Source organism: Cupriavidus pinatubonensis (assembly GCF_019602855.1).
Lineage (GTDB): Bacteria > Pseudomonadota > Gammaproteobacteria > Burkholderiales > Burkholderiaceae > Cupriavidus > Cupriavidus pinatubonensis.
The window spans coordinates 2,555,253-2,574,384 of record NZ_CP080767.1; the positions used below are offsets into that span (position 1 = coordinate 2,555,253).

The window sequence follows — 19,132 nt, forward strand, 5'->3', positions numbered from 1 at the left end:
AGGCATGAACCAGCAGACCACGCAGGCCGCGCAGCAGCAGTTCGTACTGGCGCTGGACCAGGGCACGAGCAGTTCGCGGGCCATTCTGTTCGACCACGCCGGCAATGTGGTACGGCTTGCCCAGCGCGAATTCCGCCAATATTACCCACATCCCGGCCACGTCGAGCACGACCCGTACGAAATCTGGCAGACGCAGCTCGCGGTCGCGCACGAGGTCCTGAACGACGCGGGTATCTCGGCCTCGCAGTTGCGCGCAATCGGCATCACGAACCAACGCGAAACCACGGTCCTGTGGGACCGCAAGACCGGCGAGCCCGTGGGCCGCGCGCTGGTCTGGCAAGACCGCCGCACCGCGCCCATGTGCGAGGCACTGCAGGCGGCCGGCCATGCCGGCATGATCCGCGACAAGACCGGGCTCGTCATCGATGCCTACTTCTCCGGCACCAAGCTGCGCTGGATGCTCGACAACGTCAAGGGCGCGCGCGAACGCGCCCAGCGCGGCGAACTGGCGTTCGGCACGATCGACAGCTGGCTGATCTGGCAGCTCACCGACGGCGCGCGCCATGTGACCGACGTGTCCAACGCTTCGCGCACGATGCTGTTCAATATCCACAGCTTCGCATGGGACGATGCGCTACTCGCATTGCTGGACATCCCGCACAAGGTGCTGCCGGAGGTGGTGCCCTCCAGTGGCCAGGTCGCGCGCACGGTGCCGCGGCTGTTTGGCGCGGAAGTCCCTATTGCCGGCATCGCGGGCGACCAGCAGGCCGCCACGTTCGGCCAGGCCTGCCTGTCTCCGGGCATGGCCAAGAACACGTATGGCACGGGTTGCTTCCTGCTGATGAATACGGGGCCGCAGCCGGTGGTCTCGCGCAACCGCTTGCTGACGACGGTCGGATGGCAGATCAACGGGCAGACGCAATACTGCCTGGAAGGCGGTGTCTTTATGGGCGGCGCCACGATCCAGTGGCTGCGCGATGGCCTGAAGATCATCGCAAGCGCCCCGGAGGTCGAGCCACTCGCGCGCCAGTGCACGGACACGGGCGGTGTGGTGCTGGTGCCGGCCTTTGCCGGCCTCGGCGCGCCGCACTGGGATGCATTCGCACGCGGCACGCTGGTCGGTATGACGCGCGGCACCGGCCGCCCGCAGATCGCACGCGCGGCGCTGGAATCGATTGCGCTGCAGAGCGTGGACGTGCTCGATGCCATGCAGAAGGACGCCGGCATTTCGCTCGCGGAACTTCGCGTAGACGGCGGCGCGTCGCGCAGCGACCTGCTGATGCAGATGCAGGCCGACCTGCTCGGCACGACCGTGGTACGTCCGCGCATCACCGAAACGACGGCACTGGGCGCAGCCTACCTGGCCGGCCTCGCCACCGGGTACTGGAGCGACCAGGAGCAGATTTCCCGGCAATGGCAGGTGCAGCAGCGCTTCGAGCCCAACCTGTCCGCCGATGAACGCGCGCACCGGCTGTCGCGCTGGCACCGCGCCGTGGAACGGGCCCGCGACTGGGCCCGGGAAGATCACGAGGCCACCAGCGGCAAGAGAACGTGACGCGCCGTCGCGGCCACACCTTACGGAACCCTTTATTCAGATTCAGAGAGTGTCATGCCGAAAGCCCCGACCCCGATCCAGCCGCCGTCCCGAGCCGCCCTGCTCGCAAGGCTGGAACGCGAGCCGCGCTGGGACGTGATCGTCATCGGTGGCGGCGCCACCGGCCTCGGCACGGCCGTCGATGCCGCGTCGCGCGGATATCGCACACTGCTGGTGGAGGCCGCCGACTTCGCCAAGGGCACGTCGAGCAAGGCCACCAAGCTCGTGCACGGCGGCGTGCGCTACCTGGCCCAGGGCAATATCAGCCTGGTGCGCGAAGCGCTGCATGAACGCGGGCTGCTCGCCCGCAACGCGCCTCACCTCGTGTGGCCGCTCGGCTTTGTCGTACCGGCTTACCAGCTGTTCGACCAGCCGTTCTATGGCATCGGCCTGAAGCTTTATGACATGCTGGCCGGCGGCCTGAATCTCGATGGCAGCCGCTGGCTCAACCACCGCGAGGTACTGGCCGCCGCCCCCACGCTGGCCGAGCATGTCGGCGGACGCCCGCTGCGCGGCGGCAACCTGTACTTCGACGGCCAGTTCGACGACGCACGCCTCGCCATTGCGCTGATGCGCACGCTGTTCGACGTCGGCGGCACCGCCATCAACTACCTGCCGGTAATCGGCCTGTCGCAGCAGGGCGGCGTGGTCAATGGCGTGACCGTGCGAGATGCGCTTGGCGATACCACGTTCCGCCTGCGCGCGGATTGCGTGGTCAATGCCACCGGCGTGTGGGTGGATGCCATCCGCCGGATGGAAGACGGGCAGGCGCGCACCATGGTCGCGCCGAGCCAGGGTGTGCATCTGACGCTGCCGCGCAGCTTCCTGCCCGGCGATCGCGCCATCCTGATTCCGAAGACCGATGACGGCCGCGTGTTGTTCGTGGTGCCGTGGAACGGGCATGTCATCGTCGGCACCACCGACACGCCGCGCAAGGACCTGCCGCTGGAGCCTGGCGCAAGCGGCGACGATGTGGATTTCATCCTCGATACCGCTTCGCGTTACCTGGCGCGCGACCCCGGCCGCACCGATGTCACAAGCGTCTGGGCCGGATTGCGGCCGCTGGTCAAGGCGACAGGCGAGGCATCCACGGCTTCGCTGTCGCGCGAGCACACCATCGTGGTGTCGCGCGCCGGGCTGATCACGGTGACCGGCGGCAAATGGACCACGTACCGCAAGATGGCCGAAGATGTCATCGAGACGGCCATCCAGCGCCAGATGCTGCGCGCCGCGCCTTGCGTGACCGCCGATCTGCCGCTGCACGGCGCGAGCGGCCTGCCAGCCGACCTGCCCGCGCCGAATTCGGTGTCGCCCGATCGCTACTATGGCAATGAGTTGCCCGCATTGCGCGCCTTGCCCGGCATCGACCATGTCCTGGCGCCGGCGTCCGGGCTGACCGAGGCGCACGTGCGCTTTGCGGCTCGCCATGAACTCGCGCGCCGCGTCGAGGATGTGCTGGCGCGGCGCAACCGCGCGCTGTTCCTGGACGCGCGCGCGGCCGTGGAAGCCGCCCCACAGGTGGCAGCGATCCTGGCGGAAGAACTGGGCCACGACGAAGCCTGGCAGGCCAGCGAAGTGGAAAACTTCCGCAAGCTCGCCGCCGGATACATGCTCGACTGAACGTGACGGATGCCGGATCCACGTATCCGACCGGAAAACTGATATGACCCATCACCCGCACCCGCACCCGCTCGCCCTCCCCGCCCTGCTTCTGGCCGTTTGCGCCAGCGCCAGTGCATTCGCCGCAGGCGCCCCCGGCATCGACAGCGTTCGTTTTCCCGACGTCCGTACCGTGCGGTACCAGTGCGACGGCGGCAAGGACCTGACCGTGCGCTACTTCAACAGCCCGGACAACCAGGCAGCCATCCTGCGGCTCGAAGGCAAGCCGGTGCTGGCGGTCAGCGTCGTGAGCGGTTCCGGCGCGCGCTATGTGGGCGGCCGCTATGAATGGTGGACCCAGGGCGACGACGGCACGCTGCGTGACCTCATGCAGACAGACGCCAGTCCGCCGATGCTGGGCGGGTGCCGCGCGGTGCGATAGCGCGCTCCGCCACTCCGCCATCACCCGCCTTTTGAGGCGACGGCATTCCGGGAGATAATGCGGGCCATTGCAATACGGAGAACACCATGGACGAGATTGAAGGCCTGTCCGACTTGCCGATGCCACGCTTCATCTGGGGCTTCGCGGTCGCCGCGGGCAGGGACGGAGACGTTCTGCACGATGAATTCGAGTACCTGACCCATACGCGCACCCCGCGCTTTACCTGCCGCGTGGTCGAACTCGAAGACGTGCCGAGCGACAACGAAGAAGGCGACATCGACGGACGCATCGTCCACCCCGACGACCCGCGCCGGATGTTCTACATCACCGATGCCGGCATGGCGCTGGTCAACTTCGCGATGTTCGACAAGATGCCGGACCGCCAGAAGCTCAAGAAGATCTGCGACGACGCCATCGCCAACTGGATGCTGCGTCGCGAATTCCTCGAGGACGAGGAAGACGAGGACGACGAAGAGTAAGGCGCCGCCGCCAAGCGGACCGGCTACGCCGGTTCGTCCTTCACCTCGATGAGGTCCGCCGCCACGCGCTGGATCTCCGCGTAAACCGGAATGGCTTCAAGCGGTCCGGTACAACCCACGGCCGTTGCCTGACGGGCATCGGCACCCGGTGGCAGGAACACGAAAGCCATGCCGGGCCGCCAGCCCGGATGGTTGCGCAAACTGTCGTTGAGGATGTCGAGATACTGAGCACGCGTGAAAACATGCTTTGCCATTGTCCGTCTCTCCGTATCCGCGGCCGGCGGACCGCATGGCCTGCTGTTCGCAGGATCACCGCGGACGATCGTAGCATGGCATCCCGCACGCTTGTCATCGTGCGGGCCGAGGCGCCAGCCTGACAACAGTCAAGGCTTCAGCATTCCCCCTTCTTGGCGTGCCCCGGCGGGCAGTGATAGCCCTTGGGACCCTTGCCTTTGCCACGGTGGTCGTCCCACCGGCCCGGCACCAGCACCCAGCCATCGCGCGACTGAATCCAACGCGGAGACTCATAGACGTAACCCGGACGCTCGTGTTCCCAGCGACCTTTCTTCCACGCGTGCTTGTGGTGGTGATCGTCCCAGTCCCAATAGCCTGGCATCCAGACATAGCCTGGGCGCGGCGCGGGCACTACCTCGTAAACCGGCGCCGGCGGTGGCACGCCAATGGCAATATTGACCGAGACCTGAGCCTGTGCGGACTGGCCAACGGCAAGGCCACCGCAAACGAAGGACGCAAGCAGAATCGCGCGCGGCAAGACGCGGGAACGAATCATCATGGAAACCCTTTCTTGTCTTGGAGATGTGGCCCAAGTCTAACGCTGGGACGGGCACATCCATTGTAAGAAAGGGTATCCGGGCACCGGCCGTCGCACCGGGTTGCGGCGGTGCAACGGACTAGTGGTCCGCAGCCATGGCCTTCAGTTCGGCGTCGCCCGCCACCCGGGCAGCATCCGATGTCGTGAAGGTATCGTCGGACACAATGGTGCGCCGGATCTGCTGCGCACTGAAATCGACCAGTGAAATGATCCAGACATAGCGGCCCGCCTGGGGCGCGGTCTGCACGAAAGCCTTCAACCCGGAACGGGATTCATTCACCATGATCCACCTCCTCGCAATGCGTGTCTGAAAAGACTAGCACAGCGGTGCGACAGTTCCCCGACAGGCGCCGGACACTCAATCTGTCGATCGGCCGGCCATCAGTTGGCCATGCGCCCCAAGGTCGCCACCGCGACATTGAGCAGGCCCAGCACAAGATTGATACCGACCGCCTGACGAATCCGATTCAGCGCAGCGCCGGCAACCGGCCATTCGCCGGCATCCACGGCTTGCCGCAAGACCGGATAGGGCTTGAAGAAAACAAACAGAAAAACCAGGGCCATCACCACGCCGATGCCGGCCATCAGGTGCCAGTTTGGCGGCGCCGCTGCCATGCCCGCATTGGCCATCATGGCGCCGCCGCTGCCCAGTATCAGCACCAGCGCTACCCAGACCCAGCGGAAAAACCGCTCGAAGACGCCGCGCCAGAGCCGCAGCCGCGACGGCGGGTCGAGCACCTGCCCCGCAACCGGGCGCAGGCACAGGTAAGCGAAGAACATGCCGCCCACCCATACGACGGCGGCAACCACATGCAGGAACAGGAGAATCGGCAGGAAAGTCATCGTGATGGTGTGGGATAGGCGCTGCGCGCTGAACCTGCATTCTATGCGCCGCGCGCATTATTGCGCACAGTCAGCGGACGCCACGATCCCCCGGAATTCAGGATTCCGGCGCTTCTGCCGATAACCGGTCCTGACAGTGCCGGCCCCGCCCCAACCCGCATCCCGGCGCGATTCAGAACCAGAACCAGTACAACAACCGCGGCCTGGCGCCGGCTGGTGCATGGCTTGACCGCCCGACGCAGCCACCGGGACAATATTTTCGCCACGCCGCCTGCCCCTGGAACAACTCATGGAAGGAACGCACGTATCCTGCCATGAGTGCCCCCCGGACAACCCGATCAGGCAGTACGCATACTCCGCCACCCATGGCTCGCGCCCCAGCCAGATTCCGAATCATCCGCGACCGCAGCCCGCTTCGCTACTGGCTGCGGCTGCTGACGGCAGCCGTGCTTGCCATCGTGCCGGCCGTGCTGCCTCCGGGCGTCACCGCGCAACCGGCTCCGCAACGCACAGACATGGTGGCGCGCGTGGTCTTCAGCCTGCTTGGCTACGCGCGCTGGCCGTCGGAACGCGAACCGGTCCGCCTCTGCGTCGACAACACCAGCCGGTATCCGGCGCGCCTGCTGGAAGGCGGCACGCTGAGCAACGGCCGCACGGTACGCACGCGCGAAGTCGATGTCATGACGGAAGCGCTCGCGAGCAACTGCGACGCGCTTTATCTTGGCGCCATGACCGACGCACGACGCCAGCGGCTGGGCGCGGAACTGACCGGACGGCCGGTGCTGGTGATCAGCGAAGAGGACTTCGAGTGTGAAGTTGGCAGCATGTTCTGCCTGAACATCCGCGAGAACCAGGTGTCGTTCCGCGTGAATCTCGATTCGCTGGCCCGCAGCGGTGTCCACGTCCATCCGGCCGTGCTGCAACTGGGTCGCCGCAGGGGCGCGTCGTCATGAAGCCCGGATCGAGGCCCGCGGGCGGCCGACAACGCCCTACCCTGTACAGCACGCTGCGACGCATTCATCTTGGCGTAGCGCTGCTGGCGGTCTGCACGGCGGGCCTCTCCCTGACCGCGCTCGGCTTTGCTGCACTTCGGGTCTATGCGGACCACAACCTGCGCCTGGTGGCACGGTCGATCTCCTATACGCTCGAAGCGCCGGTGGTATTCCGCGACAAGGTCGCCACTGGCGAGACGCTGGCCGTGATTGCCGCGTCCGAAGACGTCTCCCGCGCTACCGTCCTCGATCTCGACAACCGCGTGCTGGCCGACTGGCAGCGTCCGGCCACGAACGCCGAGACGGCTTGCGGTACGCGCTCGGGCGAATTGCTCAGCACCGGCGTGATCGAGCAGCCGATCCTGCACGACACCCAGCCGGTCGGTACCCTGCGGATGACCGGCGATCCGTCCAATCGCTGCAGTTCCTGCTGCAAGGCGCGCTGGGCCTGCTAGCCTGCCTGCTGCTGACCGCCGTCAGCGCGCACTATATGTCGAGCCGCATGCTCGCGCAGATCGTCGAGCCGTTGCGCAACCTGCGCGTGGCTCACGCCGTACGTTCGGAGCGCGCGACTTCGCCCAGCGCACCCCCCCCCCCGCCCGCATCGAGGAACTGAATGCACTTGGCGACGACTTCAACGGCCTGCTCGATGAGCTGGAAACGTGGCAAAACCAGATGCAGCATGAGAACCGCTCGCTCGCGCACCGTGCCAGCCATGACTCGCTGACCGGCCTGCTCAACCGGTCCGCGTTTGAAGAACTGCTTGAGCTTGCCGTTCGCGCCGCGGCTGCCAGCGCTAGCTATGCGGCATTGCTCTATCTCGACAGCGACGACTTCAAAGGCATCAACGACCGGTTCGGCCATGCCGCCGGAGACGTGGTGCTGGTCGCGCTGGCTCAGCGCATCCGAGCAAGCGTGCGCGAAGGCGATGTGGTCGCGCGCCTTGGCGGCGACGAGTTTGCGGTGCTCGTCACGTCCTTGCGCGCTGCGGCGGATATCGTGCCGATTGCCGAGCAGATCCTGCGGCGAATCCCCGAACCTATCCTCTTGCCCGATGGCACCTGCATCACGGCATCGCTTAGCATTGGTGTAGCCGTGTTTCCGATGCATGCGCAGGGCAGCCAGGGGTTGCTGCATGCGGCAGACGCGGCCATGTACGGCGCCCAAGTCGCCGATGCGGCGGGACCTGGCAGAGTGCCGAGCCACGCCTGGAGGCCAGCCGGGACCAGCGATGACGCCTGCCCTACCGTTCCGCTGCGGCAAGCCAGTTGCCGCATACCGGCCCGCGGGATACCCGCGGGCTGGCGGCGGGCGCACTGCTGGCGGCTCTGGCAGCGATGGTTCTGGCTTTGTCCGGGCTGCAAGACCGCCCCTTCCGGCCCAGGGCGGGCCTGACACCGGCACAGGTAGCCGTGTGCCGCAGCAGGGAAGGCTTTACGGAGACAGACGTCGGCTGGGGAACTCGGCCGTCCGCTCAAAGTCCTGTTTGGCTTCGACGAAGATGCCATCCCTCCCGATCGGATTGCCGACATCCGGCGCCTCGGCGGCGTGCTGCTAGGCGTGGGCATCGACCATGTACGCGTGAGATGGCCACACCGATCACACCGGCAGCACCGAATACAACCTGCGGCTTTCGCTGCGGCGCGCGGAAGCCGTAGCCAGGGTACTGGTCACTGCCGGTTTCGAACCGGCGAACATTGAACTGCGCGGCATGGGCAAGGGCCGGCCGGTGGCAGACAACCGCACCGCCCGCCGGTCGCGCGGAGAATCGGCGCGCCTCCATCGTGGTGACGGTGGAGTAACCGCGCGGGACACATCGCGGCAAACGACTGCCGGCAACGCCGACAGCCTCAGTCGCCGAAGGGATTGGACGCGCGGTTCTCGATGGAGTCAGACAGGTCGAATTCGTCGCGCACCTTGTCGACGACGGCGCGAATGCTTGCCTCGTAGCCGGTGGACCGGCCGAAGCCCTTCATGTCCCAGTTTCCGTCCGCGTGCATCGCGTGGATGAGGCTCAGGCATTGGTGCGCGGATCTTTGCACCGTCCTCGCCGATTTCGTCGATCTGCTGCACTCGCCGGCTTACACTCGTCCTTGCAAGGCGCGCCGGCCGCGCTCGGCGCTTGGCCATGGCTGTCTCCCGGAAGCGGTTCGGCGGTCATGCTAGCACGGGCATGCCCGTGCGCTCAAAGCGCGGCCTTGGCGGCCTGGTAAGCGTCGTAGAGCTTGCGAAAGACCGGGCCGGGCGCTCCTGCTCCAATCGTCTGTCCATCAATGGACACCACTGGCAATAGTTCCTTGCTCGCCGACGACAGCAATACCTCGTCCGCACCGAAGACCTCCTCGCGCGAGATGCGGCGGGTTTCCAGCGAGATGTCCAGCGCGGCGCACAACTCTTCCAACAAACCGTAGCGGATGCCCTCCAGGATCAGGTTGTCCTTGGGTGGCGCCGATACTCGGCCCGCTAACGCACCACCCAGACATTGGACGCCGAGGCTTTCCGTGAGCCAGCCATCGCGAAACTGGATCGCCTCGGTTGCGCTATGCTCCGCCGCATATTGCGCGGCCAGCACATTACCGAGCAGCGACGTCGACTTGATCTGGCAATTGAGCCAGCGCCGATCCTCCATCGTCACGCACGCCACCCCCTGCGCCACCGCCTCCGCAGCCGGCAGCACCATCGGATTGGTCATGATCAGCACGGTCGGCGTGACTTCCGTTGGAAACGCATGTGTGCGCCGTGCCACGCCCCGGGTGACCTGGATATAGCTCATTCTGGTCGGACAGCCCGTTCGCCTCCGCCACGCGCGCGATCAGCGCCAGCCATTCGGGACGCGTCGTGCGGATCGGGAATACCGATGGCCGCCAGGCTACGCGCGAGGCGTGCCAGGTGCTGAGCGCCCCGGAACGGCTTGCCGTTGTAGATCGGGATGACCTCGTAAATGCCATCACCGAAGATGAAACCGCGATCCAGGACGGGGATGCGGGCTTCGGACAAGGGGGTCAGATCGCCGTTGAGATAGACGAGAGGCTCGGACATGGTAAGTGCTTGCTGAGGGGATGTCCGATTCTTTCACAGGCGCGTGGGATGGCTTATGCAATATGCGCATAAGGCTTCGGAGCTCCGGACGGGTCGCTTCCCAACAGGGTCAGGCGCCCGCTGTCGGACGGCGCCTGATACCGGCGCACCGTTTACCTGTCGACACTGTCTCCATCAACCCAGGGAGACAGAGATGCCCAATAAAAATATCCACGTCGTACCCACCCACAACGGTTGGGCAGTACAACTCGACGGTGGCTCCGGTAACGAACATCGATTCACCTGCCAGAAACATGCAATTGCCACCGGCACCGAAAGAGCCAGGCAGGCGAAAGTCGCGTTACTGATACATGGCCGCGACGGACAGATCGTGGAACGCAGTTCGTTCGAAACGGAAGCGCTCGAGGTGAAGGACTAAACCCGCGGCAAAGGGGCGCAATCAGAGCGTGCAAAAACAAAAAAGCCGCCTACGAGACGGCTTTGGATGGTGCAAGCGGCAACCTCGCTCCGGTCCTTAAAGATAGCGCTCACCATGCTGGCGCGTTCGGATAACCTTCGACGGCAGCCCATAGGCGACCGTCAGCGGCTCTATGTCTCTCGCAACCAACGATCCAGCGCCAATGACCACGTCGTCGCCGACGGTGATGCCGTGAATCAGGTTCGCACCTAACCCTATGGCGGAAAAGACGCCGATCTTGCACTCCCCCCCTGTGACAACGCCAGGCGCGAGACTGGCATAATCGCCCACCTCGCAATCGTGATCCACGCATGCGCCGGTGTTGATAATGCAATGCCGGCCAACGGTCGAACATGCATTGATCACCACGCCCGCCATCACGACCGAACCTTCGCCGATCGTGGTCCCTCTGCCGATGCTGGTTGCCGGATGAATGGCCGCTGGAAACCGGAGACCCGGGCACAGCGCCATGATTCTTTTGGCGACCTGGGCACGTGCGCTGTTATCGCCGATTGCGATCAGCGCGCCATCGATCCGATATTCCCTGACAAGAATCGGCAAAGCCGCCTCATCACCGAGCACCCGATAACCCATCACTTCGCGCCGGGAAGTGTCGATCAGTCCGACTATGTGATGTTTGCGCTGAGTTTCTACCGCATCGATGACGGACTTCGCATGGCCGCCCGATCCGATGATGACAATGTTTTCCACAGCGGCTTATCGATGTCGGCGAGAGTGTCAAACCCACCGATAATAATAATCCCCCGTTCGGGTCGGAGCCTTCGCAAGGTTGTCCATAATGCGACCTTTCGAACATTCCGTAATGGCAGGACTATGAGTGTCCTGCATAAGGTAGTGTTGGCGCCCCACAGGCAAACAAAAAGGGGCCGGGGTCAATGACCCCAGCCCCTTTTTTACGGCCTACTGCGAGCGATTGCTAACCCGCGAAGCCCTAAAGAATCCTGGCGGAGAGAGGGGGATTCGAACCCCCGATAGGCTATTAACCTATACACGCTTTCCAGGCGTGCGACTTAAACCACTCATCCATCTCTCCGGGAAGTCCGCGATTATAGCAGAGCGCGGCGACGCGTCCAGTGTTTCATTGGCCACCCCCTACCCCTTCCGCAAGTAGTTCACCAGCCTGTTGATGACAGGCGCATTCCTCGGTGTGACCAGACTGACCAGGATGGCTGCAGCGAAAACCCGCAGGAACGCCAAAGGCACCTGACGCGATGGGATCGACGCCAAACCACCGGTCACCAAAGATACCCGTCATCCGCGTGAAGAAAGGATAGTTGACGAAGATGTAGTAGACCGAAATGCCCAAGCCCGCCGCCATCCCCGCGACCGCGCCAGCGGCCGTCGTGCGGCGCCAGAAGATGCCGAGCACCAGCACCGGAAAGAAGCTTGATGCCGCCAGCGAGAAGGCCGCGCCCACCAGGAACAGGATGTTGCCGGGACGCAGCGATGTGACGTACGAGGCGAACAGCGCTACGCCGAGCAGTACGATCTTTGCCGTCGTTACGCGCCGCTGGTGGCTCGCCTGGCGGTCGACCATGTGATAGAAGACATCGTGCGACAGCGCATTGGCGATGGTCAACAGCAGGCCGTCCGCCGTCGATAGTGCAGCCGCCAGCGCGCCGGCGGCGATCAGTCCGGATATTACGTAAGGCAACCCCGCAATTTCAGGTGCGGCCAGCACGATCATGTCGGGTTGCAACAGGATTTCGGCCCACTGCACGATGCCATCGGCGTTGACGTCACGCAGCGCGAACACCGGTGGATCGACCTTGCGCCACTGCACGACCCACTGCGGCAGTTCAGCGTAGGGCGTGCCGACCACGTGCTGGAAGAATTCGTACTTGACCAGCGCCGCCAGCGTGGGGGCCGACACGTAAAGCAAGGCGATACAAAACAGCGCCCACGCGACGGAGTTGCGCGTTTCCTTCACCGATGGTGTTGTGTACAGGCGCGTGAGGATGTGCGGGAGGCTGGCGGTCCCCACCATCAGGCAGAACACCAGCAGCACGAAATTCAGGCGCTTGGTGCCACGCTCCTGCTCGGAGGCCGAAGGATAAGGCTCCGTCGATGGCGTGGAAGGCTTGCTGCGTGCGAGCGCATCTTCACGCATCTGGTTCCACTGCAGTTGCGCGGCAGCCGCGTCGGCGGGGAACTCGATCCGTTCTCGCTCCAATGCCTTGATTTCCCGCAGCGGCGCATTGCGAGCGCGCAAGTCGCGCAGGCGCACGTCGAGCGCGTCGCGTTCTTCGGCAAACGACTGGGGCAGACGGGCGATGCGCTCCTGCATCTGGATGGCCTGCTGCCGGTAGAAATCGCGCACGGCCAACTCGGCCGGTTCGCGCTCAAGCTGCCGTTCGCGCTGGTCCAGCTGCGAAAGCAGCGGCCCGTAGCTCAGTTGCGGCACGACTTCATGATGATGCTTCCACGCAATCATCGAGACCGTTACCAGGAACGCGACGATCATCATGATGTACTGCGCGACCTGGGTCCACGTGACGGCGCGCATGCCGCCCAGGAACGAACAAACCAGGATGCCGGCCAGCCCGAAGAAGATGCCGACCGCGAACTCGACGCCGATGAAGCGTGTCACGACAAGGCCCACCCCCTGGATCTGCGCGACCAGATAGACAAACGAACACAACGATGCCGCAAGCACCGCAATGGCGCGCACAGGGAGGTTGCCGCCCGGCTTGCCGTTGCCATAGCGTGCCGCGAGAAAATCGGGAATGGTGTAGCCGCCGTACTTGCGCAGGTATGGCGCGAGCAGGAACGCCACCAGGCAATAGCCGCCGGTCCATCCCATCACATACGCCAGCCCCTCATAGCCGGAAGCGAACAGAATGCCGGCCAGGCCGATGAACGACGCGGCGCTCATCCAGTCCGCCGCGATCGCCATGCCATTGAACATCGCCGGCACGCGCCGCGCGGCGACGTAGTATTCGTTGAGGTCGGACGTACGGCAGATCAGCCCGATACAGGCGTAGATCGCGATGGTGACGAAGAGAAAGACATAGCCGAGCCACAGCGCATCGGCATTGGATTTCTCCAGCAGCCCCATCATGCCGACGAAGCCGAACAGACCCAGCGTGAACAGGCCGTAGTACAACATCAGCCGGCGGCGGAAACGCGACTGGGCGTCGGGCATAGGCAAGGATCTGGCTGTGAGGGAAATCTAGAGTAAAGAACCCGCCGGCGCGATTCACGCGGCGGCGGGTTCTGTCGGACGAGCCGTTACCGAATGGACCGGTTATTGCGCCTGCTTCAATTGATCAAGGATCGCAGGGTTCTCCAGCGTCGAGGTGTCCTGCGTGATTTCCTCACCCTTGGCCAGCGAACGCAGCAGGCGGCGCATGATCTTGCCCGAGCGCGTCTTCGGCAGGTTGTCGCCGAAGCGGATGTCCTTGGGCTTGGCGATCGGACCGATTTCCTTCGCGACCCAGTTGCGCAGTTCGGTGGCGATCTGCTGCGCCTCGGCATCGCTCGGACGCGCACGCTTGAGCACCACGAATGCGCAGATGGCCTCGCCCGTAGTGTCGTCCGGGCGACCGACCACGGCGGCTTCAGCCACGATCGGGTTCGCGACCAGCGCCGATTCGATTTCCATCGTGCCCATGCGGTGGCCCGACACGTTCAGCACATCATCGATACGGCCCATGATGGTGAAGTAGCCGGTCTCCTTGTCGCGGATCGAGCCATCGCCGGCCAGGTACAGCTTGCCGCCGAGTTCTTCCGGGAAGTAGCTCTTCTTGAAGCGTTCCGGATCGCCCCAGATCGTGCGGATCATCGCCGGCCACGGGCGCTTGACCACCAGGATGCCGCCGCTCCCGTTAGGTACGTCATGTCCAGTCTCGTCGACGATCGCCGCCATGATACCCGGCAGCGGCAGCGTGCACGAGCCCGGCACCAGCGGCGTGGCGCCCGGCAGCGGCGTAATCATGTGGCCACCGGTCTCGGTCTGCCAGAACGTATCGACGATCGGGCAGCGCTCATTGCCGATGTTCTTGTAGTACCACATCCAGGCTTCGGGGTTGATCGGCTCGCCCACGGTGCCGAGCAGGCGCAGGCTGGAAAGGTCGTACTGCTTCGGATGGATCTTCTCGTCTGCCTCGGCGGCCTTGATCAGCGAGCGAATCGCGGTCGGCGCGGTGTAGAAGATGCTGACCTTATGGCGCGCGATCATGTCCCAGAAGCGGCCTGCGTTCGGATAGGTCGGCACGCCTTCGAAGATGATCTGCGTGGCACCGGCGGCCAGCGGGCCGTACGCGATATAGGTGTGACCGGTGACCCAGCCGATGTCGGCAGTACACCAGAACAGGTCGTCGGGCTTGATGTCGAAGGTCCACTGCATCGTCATCAGCGCCCACAGCAGGTAGCCGCCGGTGCTGTGCTGCACGCCCTTGGGCTTGCCGGTGGAGCCCGAGGTGTAGAGCACGAACAGCGGATGCTCGGCGCTCACGGGCACGGCCTCGCAGGTGTCGGGCTGGCCGGCGGATACGTCTTCCATCCAGCGGTCACGGCCTTCGACCCAGTTGACCTTGCCGCCGGTGCGGCGATAGACGATCACGTTTTTGACCGCCTCGCAGCCGCCGAGCGCCAGCGCATCGTCGGCAATCGCCTTGAGCGGTAGCGCCTTGCCGCCGCGCATCTGCTCGTCCGCGGTGATCAGCGCCACGGCGCCGACGTCCACCAGCCGCTCCTGCAGCGACTTGGCCGAGAACCCGCCGAACACCACAGAATGCGTGGCACCTAAACGCGCGCACGCCTGCATGGCCACCACGCCTTCGACCGACATCGGCATGTAGATCACCACGCGATCGCCCTTCTTGATGCCAAGCGCCTTCAGGCCATTGGCGAAGCGGCAGACCTTGGCGTGCAGGTCGCGATACGACACGCGCGTCGCGGTGCCGTCATCGGCCTCGAACACGATCGCGGTCTTGTCGGCATTGCCGTTCTGCAGGTTGCGGTCCAGGCAGTTGTACGAAGCGTTCAGTTCGCCATCCTCGAACCACTTGTAGAACGGTGCATTGCTTTCATCCAGCACCTTGGTGAAGGGCTTGTTCCAGTGCAGCAGGTCGCGCGCACGGCTGGCCCAGAAGCCCTCGTAGTCGCGCTCCGCCTCGGCGCACAGCGCGCGGTAGGCGTCCATGCCTGGAATCGCGGCTTGCCGGACGAAGGACTCGGGCGGGTTGAAAACGCGATGCTCTTGCATCACCGATTCGATGGCGGACATAGGCGGGTCTCCTGGTATTTGACTGAACGGCTTGGCTGCAAAAGTACGCGCGGCGGCTTACTTAAACCTGACGCTCCCTTGCGCGGCAAAAGCATGCCCGGTTCTTGCTGCAAAGCAACAAACCCGCATGAAAGGGCGCGGCGCGAGGAATGTGCAGCCTTCTTCATTAGGCTAGCACAGCTATAATGCCGCGGGCCCGATATTCGGCTGCCCGCGCGGCCCCGGCGCGTCCAATGCCAGCGCTCACGAAGCGCCCGCACCCTGCCCGCAAAACCGGCTGCGTGCATACTCCCGAGGCAGTATCCGTGTCCATTTATCCCTTCTTCCTGATCGCCTCGATGGCGCTCGTTGGCAGCAATGTCGGCCTGGGCAAATCGATCATCGTGCATGTGCCCGTGCTGCTGTTCGCACTGCTGCGCTTTGTCATCGCCATCATCTGCCTGTCGCCGTGGTACCGGCCGTCGCGCATGCGCCAGGTGGCGCGCGCGGAATGGCGCAACCTGTTCCTGCAGGCGTTCTTCGGCACCTTCCTGTTCACGCTGCTAATGCTCAATGGCATGCGGCTGACCAGCGCAATGGCCGCTGGGGTCATCACCAGCACCATTCCCGCGACGGTCGCGATCCTGTCATGGCTGTGGCTGCGTGAGCGGCTGTCGCGCCGGACGATCGGTTCGGTGCTGCTGGCGGTGGCCGGCGTCGCGGTACTGAATATCGCGCGCGGCGGAGCGCACGACAGTGGTGGCGGCGGCCAGGCGCTGCTCGGCAACCTGATGATCCTCGGCGCCGTGATCTGCGAATCGATCTACGTGATCCTGTCGCGCCGCCTTACGCAGACGCTCGCGGCGATCGAGATCTGTGCCTACACGCACCTGATCGGCGGCCTGCTGATGCTGCCGCTGGGCCTGATCCCGCTGCTCGGGTTCGATCCCTCCACCGTGCCGACGCAGACCTGGCTCATGCTGCTGTGGTACGCGCTGTCCGCCAGCGTGTTCTCGTTCTGGCTCTGGATGAAAGGGATCCGGCATGTGCCCGCACAACTCGCGGGCGTTTTCACTTCGGTGCTGCCGGTGGCGGCGGCCGCCTACGGCATCGTCTTCCTTGGCGAGACACCGGGCTGGCCTCATGCGGTGGCGCTGGCGTGCGTGCTGGGCGGCATCGTGCTGGCGAGCTGGCCGGGCCCGGTAGCGCGCCGGGCATGGCGCGACGTGACCTGAAGCGTTTCAGGAAGTGACAGGCGTCGCGGGACGCAAACAAGGCAAGGTACAATCCAGACCCATTTCGAATGTCTGGCGACAAAGACTTTTCACCTGTTTGCTTATGGCCCAAACCCCGATGCGTCCCATCCCCCGCCTTATCTTTGCTTCGCGCTGGCTCCAGCTGCCCCTCTATCTCGGCCTGATCGTCGCGCAGGGCGTCTACGTCTATCACTTCATGGTGGAGGTATGGCACCTGCTGTCGCATGTGACCGAGTACGACGAGAACAAGATCATGCTGGTCGTGCTGGGCCTCATCGACGTGGTGATGATCTCGAACCTGCTGATCATGGTGATCGTGGGCGGCTACGAGACCTTCGTTTCCCGCCTCGGGATCGACAACCACCCCGACGAGCCGGAATGGCTCGACCACGTCAACGCCGGCGTGCTGAAGGTCAAGCTGTCGATGGCGCTGATCGGCATTTCCTCGATCCACCTGCTCAAGACGTTCATCGACGCCGAACAGCGTTCGACCCACACGATCATGTGGCAGGTCGCTATTCACCTGGCATTCCTGATGTCGGCGCTGGCAATGGCCTGGGTAGACCACATGGTTTCCCATCCGGCCGCCGGCCACGCGAAGTCCGAGTCATACTAAAGCGGCATACATCGTCGGCTTCACCCCGGACCGCGACCTTGTGCCGCGGTTTTCGATCGGGTGTCGTCAATGCCAACATGTGCCGTAATATGCACGGCGAGCCGTGTAGACGCCTGTATGCAGCCGGGCAGAGCGCCCCGGCTCGGTGTATGATTTCGGGCTGTGTTTCACCGCTGCCACCCCCCACAAAATGACCGTCATCAAGCAAGAAGACCTCATCCAGAGCGTCGCAGACTCCCTGCAGTACATCAGCTACTACCACCCGATGGACTACATCACCAGCCTGGGCCGTGCCTATGAGCTGGAGCAGAGTCCCGCGGCAAAGGATGCGATCGCGCAGATCCTGACCAACAGCCGCATGTGCGCGGAAGGCAAGCGCCCCATCTGTCAGGACACCGGCATCGTCACGGTCTTCGTCAAGGTGGGCATGGACGTGCGCTGGGATGGCGCCACCATGGGCCTGACCGACATGATCAACGAAGGCGTGCGCCGCGGCTATACGCACCCGGACAACGTGCTGCGCGCGTCGATCGTCAGCCCGCCCGAAGGTGGCCGCAAAAACACCAAGGACAACACCCCGGCCGTGATCCACTACGAAGTGGTGCCGGGCAACACGGTGGACATCCAGGTCGCGGCCAAGGGCGGCGGCTCGGAGAACAAGTCCAAGTTCGTGATGCTGAACCCGTCCGACTCGATCGTTGACTGGGTGCTGAAGACCGTGCCGACCATGGGCGCCGGCTGGTGCCCGCCGGGCATGCTGGGCATCGGCATCGGCGGTACCGCCGAGAAGGCCATGGTCATGGCCAAGGAATCGCTGATGGAGTCCATCGACATCCAGGACATCATCGCTCGTGGTCCGAAGGACTGGGTCGAGGAACTGCGCGTCGAGCTCTACGAGAAGGTCAACGCGCTGGGCATTGGCGCGCAAGGCCTGGGCGGCCTGGCCACCGTGCTGGACGTCAAGATCATGGCCTGCCCGACGCACGCTGCGTCCAAGCCGGTCGCGATGATCCCGAACTGCGCAGCCACCCGCCACGTGCACTTCACGCTGGACGGCAGCGGCCCGGCCAAGCTGGAAGCGCCGGACCTGTCGCAATGGCCGAAGGTCGAGTGGGCGCCTAACACCGAAACGTCGAAGCGCGTCGACCTGAACACGCTGACGCCGGAAGAAGTCGCCTCGTGGAAGCCGGGCCAGACCCTGCTGCTCAACGGCAAGATGCTGACCGGCCGCGACGCCGCGCACAAGCGCATCGCCGACATGCTGGCCAAGGGCGAAAAGCTGCCGGTGGACTTCAAGAACCGCGTGATCTACTACGTCGGCCCGGTTGACCCGGTCCGTGACGAGGCCGTCGGCCCGGCAGGCCCCACCACCGCCACACGCATGGACAAGTTCACCGAGATGATGCTGGCGGAAACCGGCCTGATCTCGATGATCGGCAAGGCCGAGCGCGGCCCGGTAGCCATCGAAGCCATCAAGAAGCACAAGTCGGCTTACCTGATGGCCGTGGGCGGCGCCGCTTACCTGGTGGCCAAGGCCATCAAGGAAGCCAAGGTCGTCGGCTTCGAAGACCTCGGCATGGAAGCCATCTACGAGTTCGACGTCAAGGACATGCCCGTGACCGTCGCCGTGGACAGCCAAGGCACTTCGGTCCACAAGACCGGCCCTGCGGAATGGCAGGCCAAGATCGGCAAGATTCCGGTCGCGGCGCTGTAAGATTGCGCATCTGCATAAGAAAGCCGGGCTCCGCCCGGC

Annotated in this window: 19 protein-coding genes, 1 tRNA gene and 3 pseudogenes; 12 read left to right on the top strand and 11 right to left on the bottom strand. The window is 64.5% G+C overall.

Annotated features, from left to right (window positions below):
* The first annotated feature begins 4 nt into the window (after positions 1–4).
* From glpK to K2O51_RS24495, 4 genes are all read left to right on the top strand, one after another.
* Positions 5–1,555 carry a glycerol kinase GlpK gene (glpK, locus tag K2O51_RS24480; RefSeq protein WP_011298369.1) on the top strand — a complete coding sequence of 517 codons (1,551 nt, stop codon included), beginning with the start codon at positions 5–7 and terminating at the stop codon, positions 1,553–1,555.
* A 54-nt stretch (positions 1,556–1,609) separates the two neighbouring features.
* Positions 1,610–3,214, top strand: a complete 1,605-nt coding sequence (locus tag K2O51_RS24485) for a glycerol-3-phosphate dehydrogenase/oxidase (RefSeq protein WP_011298370.1) — start codon at positions 1,610–1,612, stop codon at positions 3,212–3,214.
* A 43-nt stretch (positions 3,215–3,257) separates the two neighbouring features.
* Entirely contained in the window at positions 3,258–3,635 is a 378-nt protein-coding gene (locus tag K2O51_RS24490) for an MliC family protein (protein ID WP_011298371.1), read from the top strand.
* A gap of 86 nt (positions 3,636–3,721) precedes the next feature.
* Positions 3,722–4,114 carry a hypothetical protein gene (locus K2O51_RS24495; RefSeq protein ID WP_011298372.1) on the top strand — a complete coding sequence of 131 codons (393 nt, stop codon included), beginning with the start codon at positions 3,722–3,724 and terminating at the stop codon, positions 4,112–4,114.
* A 23-nt stretch (positions 4,115–4,137) separates the two neighbouring features.
* On the opposite strand, the gene K2O51_RS24500 is transcribed toward K2O51_RS24495, so the two are convergent.
* From K2O51_RS24500 to K2O51_RS24515, 4 genes are all read right to left on the bottom strand, one after another.
* Positions 4,138–4,368 carry a hypothetical protein gene (locus tag K2O51_RS24500; RefSeq protein ID WP_011298373.1) on the bottom strand — a complete coding sequence of 77 codons (231 nt, stop codon included), beginning with the start codon at positions 4,366–4,368 and terminating at the stop codon, positions 4,138–4,140.
* 137 nt (positions 4,369–4,505) lie between these two features.
* Positions 4,506–4,907 carry a YXWGXW repeat-containing protein gene (locus K2O51_RS24505; protein ID WP_011298374.1) on the bottom strand — a complete coding sequence of 134 codons (402 nt, stop codon included), beginning with the start codon at positions 4,905–4,907 and terminating at the stop codon, positions 4,506–4,508.
* Between the two features lie 118 nt (positions 4,908–5,025).
* Positions 5,026–5,229, bottom strand: a complete 204-nt coding sequence (locus K2O51_RS24510) for a hypothetical protein (protein WP_011298375.1) — start codon at positions 5,227–5,229, stop codon at positions 5,026–5,028.
* Positions 5,230–5,327: 98 nt separating this feature from the next.
* Complete coding sequence (locus K2O51_RS24515) at positions 5,328–5,789, bottom strand: DUF4149 domain-containing protein (protein ID WP_011298376.1); 462 nt, start codon at positions 5,787–5,789, stop codon at positions 5,328–5,330.
* Positions 5,790–6,154: 365 nt separating this feature from the next.
* Between K2O51_RS24515 and yfiR the strand changes: the two genes are divergently transcribed.
* The 4 genes and pseudogenes from yfiR to K2O51_RS35255 form a co-directional block, all read left to right on the top strand.
* Positions 6,155–6,742, top strand: a complete 588-nt coding sequence (gene yfiR, locus K2O51_RS24520) for a regulatory sequestration protein YfiR (protein WP_041679656.1) — start codon at positions 6,155–6,157, stop codon at positions 6,740–6,742.
* Positions 6,739–8,016: pseudogene (gene dgcN / locus K2O51_RS24525) on the top strand (diguanylate cyclase DgcN/YfiN). Before yfiR ends, dgcN begins: the two are co-directional and overlap by 4 nt.
* Before the next feature lie 33 nt (positions 8,017–8,049).
* Complete coding sequence (locus K2O51_RS35675) at positions 8,050–8,439, top strand: hypothetical protein (protein WP_342394096.1); 390 nt, start codon at positions 8,050–8,052, stop codon at positions 8,437–8,439.
* A pseudogene (locus tag K2O51_RS35255) lies at positions 8,418–8,474 on the top strand (OmpA family protein); the annotation flags it as partial. The gene K2O51_RS35675 and the pseudogene K2O51_RS35255, both read left to right, overlap by 22 nt.
* Positions 8,475–8,631: 157 nt before the next feature.
* Here the strand turns inward: K2O51_RS35255 and K2O51_RS35810 are convergent.
* The 3 genes from K2O51_RS35810 to K2O51_RS35590 all read right to left on the bottom strand — a co-directional run bounded on the left by K2O51_RS35810 (position 8,632) and on the right by K2O51_RS35590 (position 9,820).
* A complete protein-coding gene (locus K2O51_RS35810; protein WP_425332987.1) occupies positions 8,632–8,757 on the bottom strand; it encodes a hypothetical protein in 126 nt (41 codons plus the stop codon).
* Positions 8,758–8,966: 209 nt separating this feature from the next.
* Complete coding sequence (locus K2O51_RS24540) at positions 8,967–9,554, bottom strand: aminotransferase class IV (RefSeq protein WP_280640417.1); 588 nt, start codon at positions 9,552–9,554, stop codon at positions 8,967–8,969.
* Positions 9,551–9,820, bottom strand: a complete 270-nt coding sequence (locus K2O51_RS35590) for an aminotransferase class IV (protein WP_280640418.1) — start codon at positions 9,818–9,820, stop codon at positions 9,551–9,553. The genes K2O51_RS24540 and K2O51_RS35590 overlap by 4 nt, the downstream gene beginning before the upstream one ends.
* Positions 9,821–10,013: 193 nt before the next feature.
* Here K2O51_RS35590 and K2O51_RS24545 point away from each other — a divergent pair, with 193 nt between their 5' ends.
* On the top strand, positions 10,014–10,238 hold the full coding sequence (locus K2O51_RS24545; RefSeq protein ID WP_011298382.1) for a DUF2188 domain-containing protein: 225 nt from the start codon (positions 10,014–10,016) through the stop codon (positions 10,236–10,238).
* A 96-nt stretch (positions 10,239–10,334) separates the two neighbouring features.
* On the opposite strand, the gene K2O51_RS24550 is transcribed toward K2O51_RS24545, so the two are convergent.
* The 4 genes and pseudogenes from K2O51_RS24550 to acs form a co-directional block, all read right to left on the bottom strand.
* Complete coding sequence (locus K2O51_RS24550) at positions 10,335–10,988, bottom strand: acetyltransferase (RefSeq protein WP_140950755.1); 654 nt, start codon at positions 10,986–10,988, stop codon at positions 10,335–10,337.
* Between the two features lie 252 nt (positions 10,989–11,240).
* Positions 11,241–11,331 (bottom strand) — tRNA-Ser (locus K2O51_RS24555).
* 59 nt (positions 11,332–11,390) lie between these two features.
* Positions 11,391–13,443 (bottom strand): annotated as a pseudogene (locus K2O51_RS24560) (sodium:solute symporter family protein).
* 102 nt (positions 13,444–13,545) lie between these two features.
* A complete protein-coding gene (gene acs / locus K2O51_RS24565) occupies positions 13,546–15,528 on the bottom strand; it encodes an acetate--CoA ligase (RefSeq protein WP_011298385.1) in 1,983 nt (660 codons plus the stop codon).
* A gap of 305 nt (positions 15,529–15,833) precedes the next feature.
* Between acs and K2O51_RS24570 the strand changes: the two genes are divergently transcribed.
* The 3 genes from K2O51_RS24570 (at position 15,834) to K2O51_RS24580 (ending at position 19,093) form a co-directional block, all read left to right on the top strand.
* Positions 15,834–16,742: a DMT family transporter gene (locus K2O51_RS24570; protein ID WP_220630900.1), complete on the top strand. Its 909-nt coding sequence runs from the start codon at positions 15,834–15,836 to the stop codon at positions 16,740–16,742.
* Between the two features lie 103 nt (positions 16,743–16,845).
* On the top strand, positions 16,846–17,379 hold the full coding sequence (locus K2O51_RS24575) for a TIGR00645 family protein (protein WP_220630901.1): 534 nt from the start codon (positions 16,846–16,848) through the stop codon (positions 17,377–17,379).
* A gap of 190 nt (positions 17,380–17,569) precedes the next feature.
* On the top strand, positions 17,570–19,093 hold the full coding sequence (locus K2O51_RS24580; protein ID WP_011298388.1) for a fumarate hydratase: 1,524 nt from the start codon (positions 17,570–17,572) through the stop codon (positions 19,091–19,093).
* The last annotated feature ends 39 nt before the right edge of the window (positions 19,094–19,132 follow it).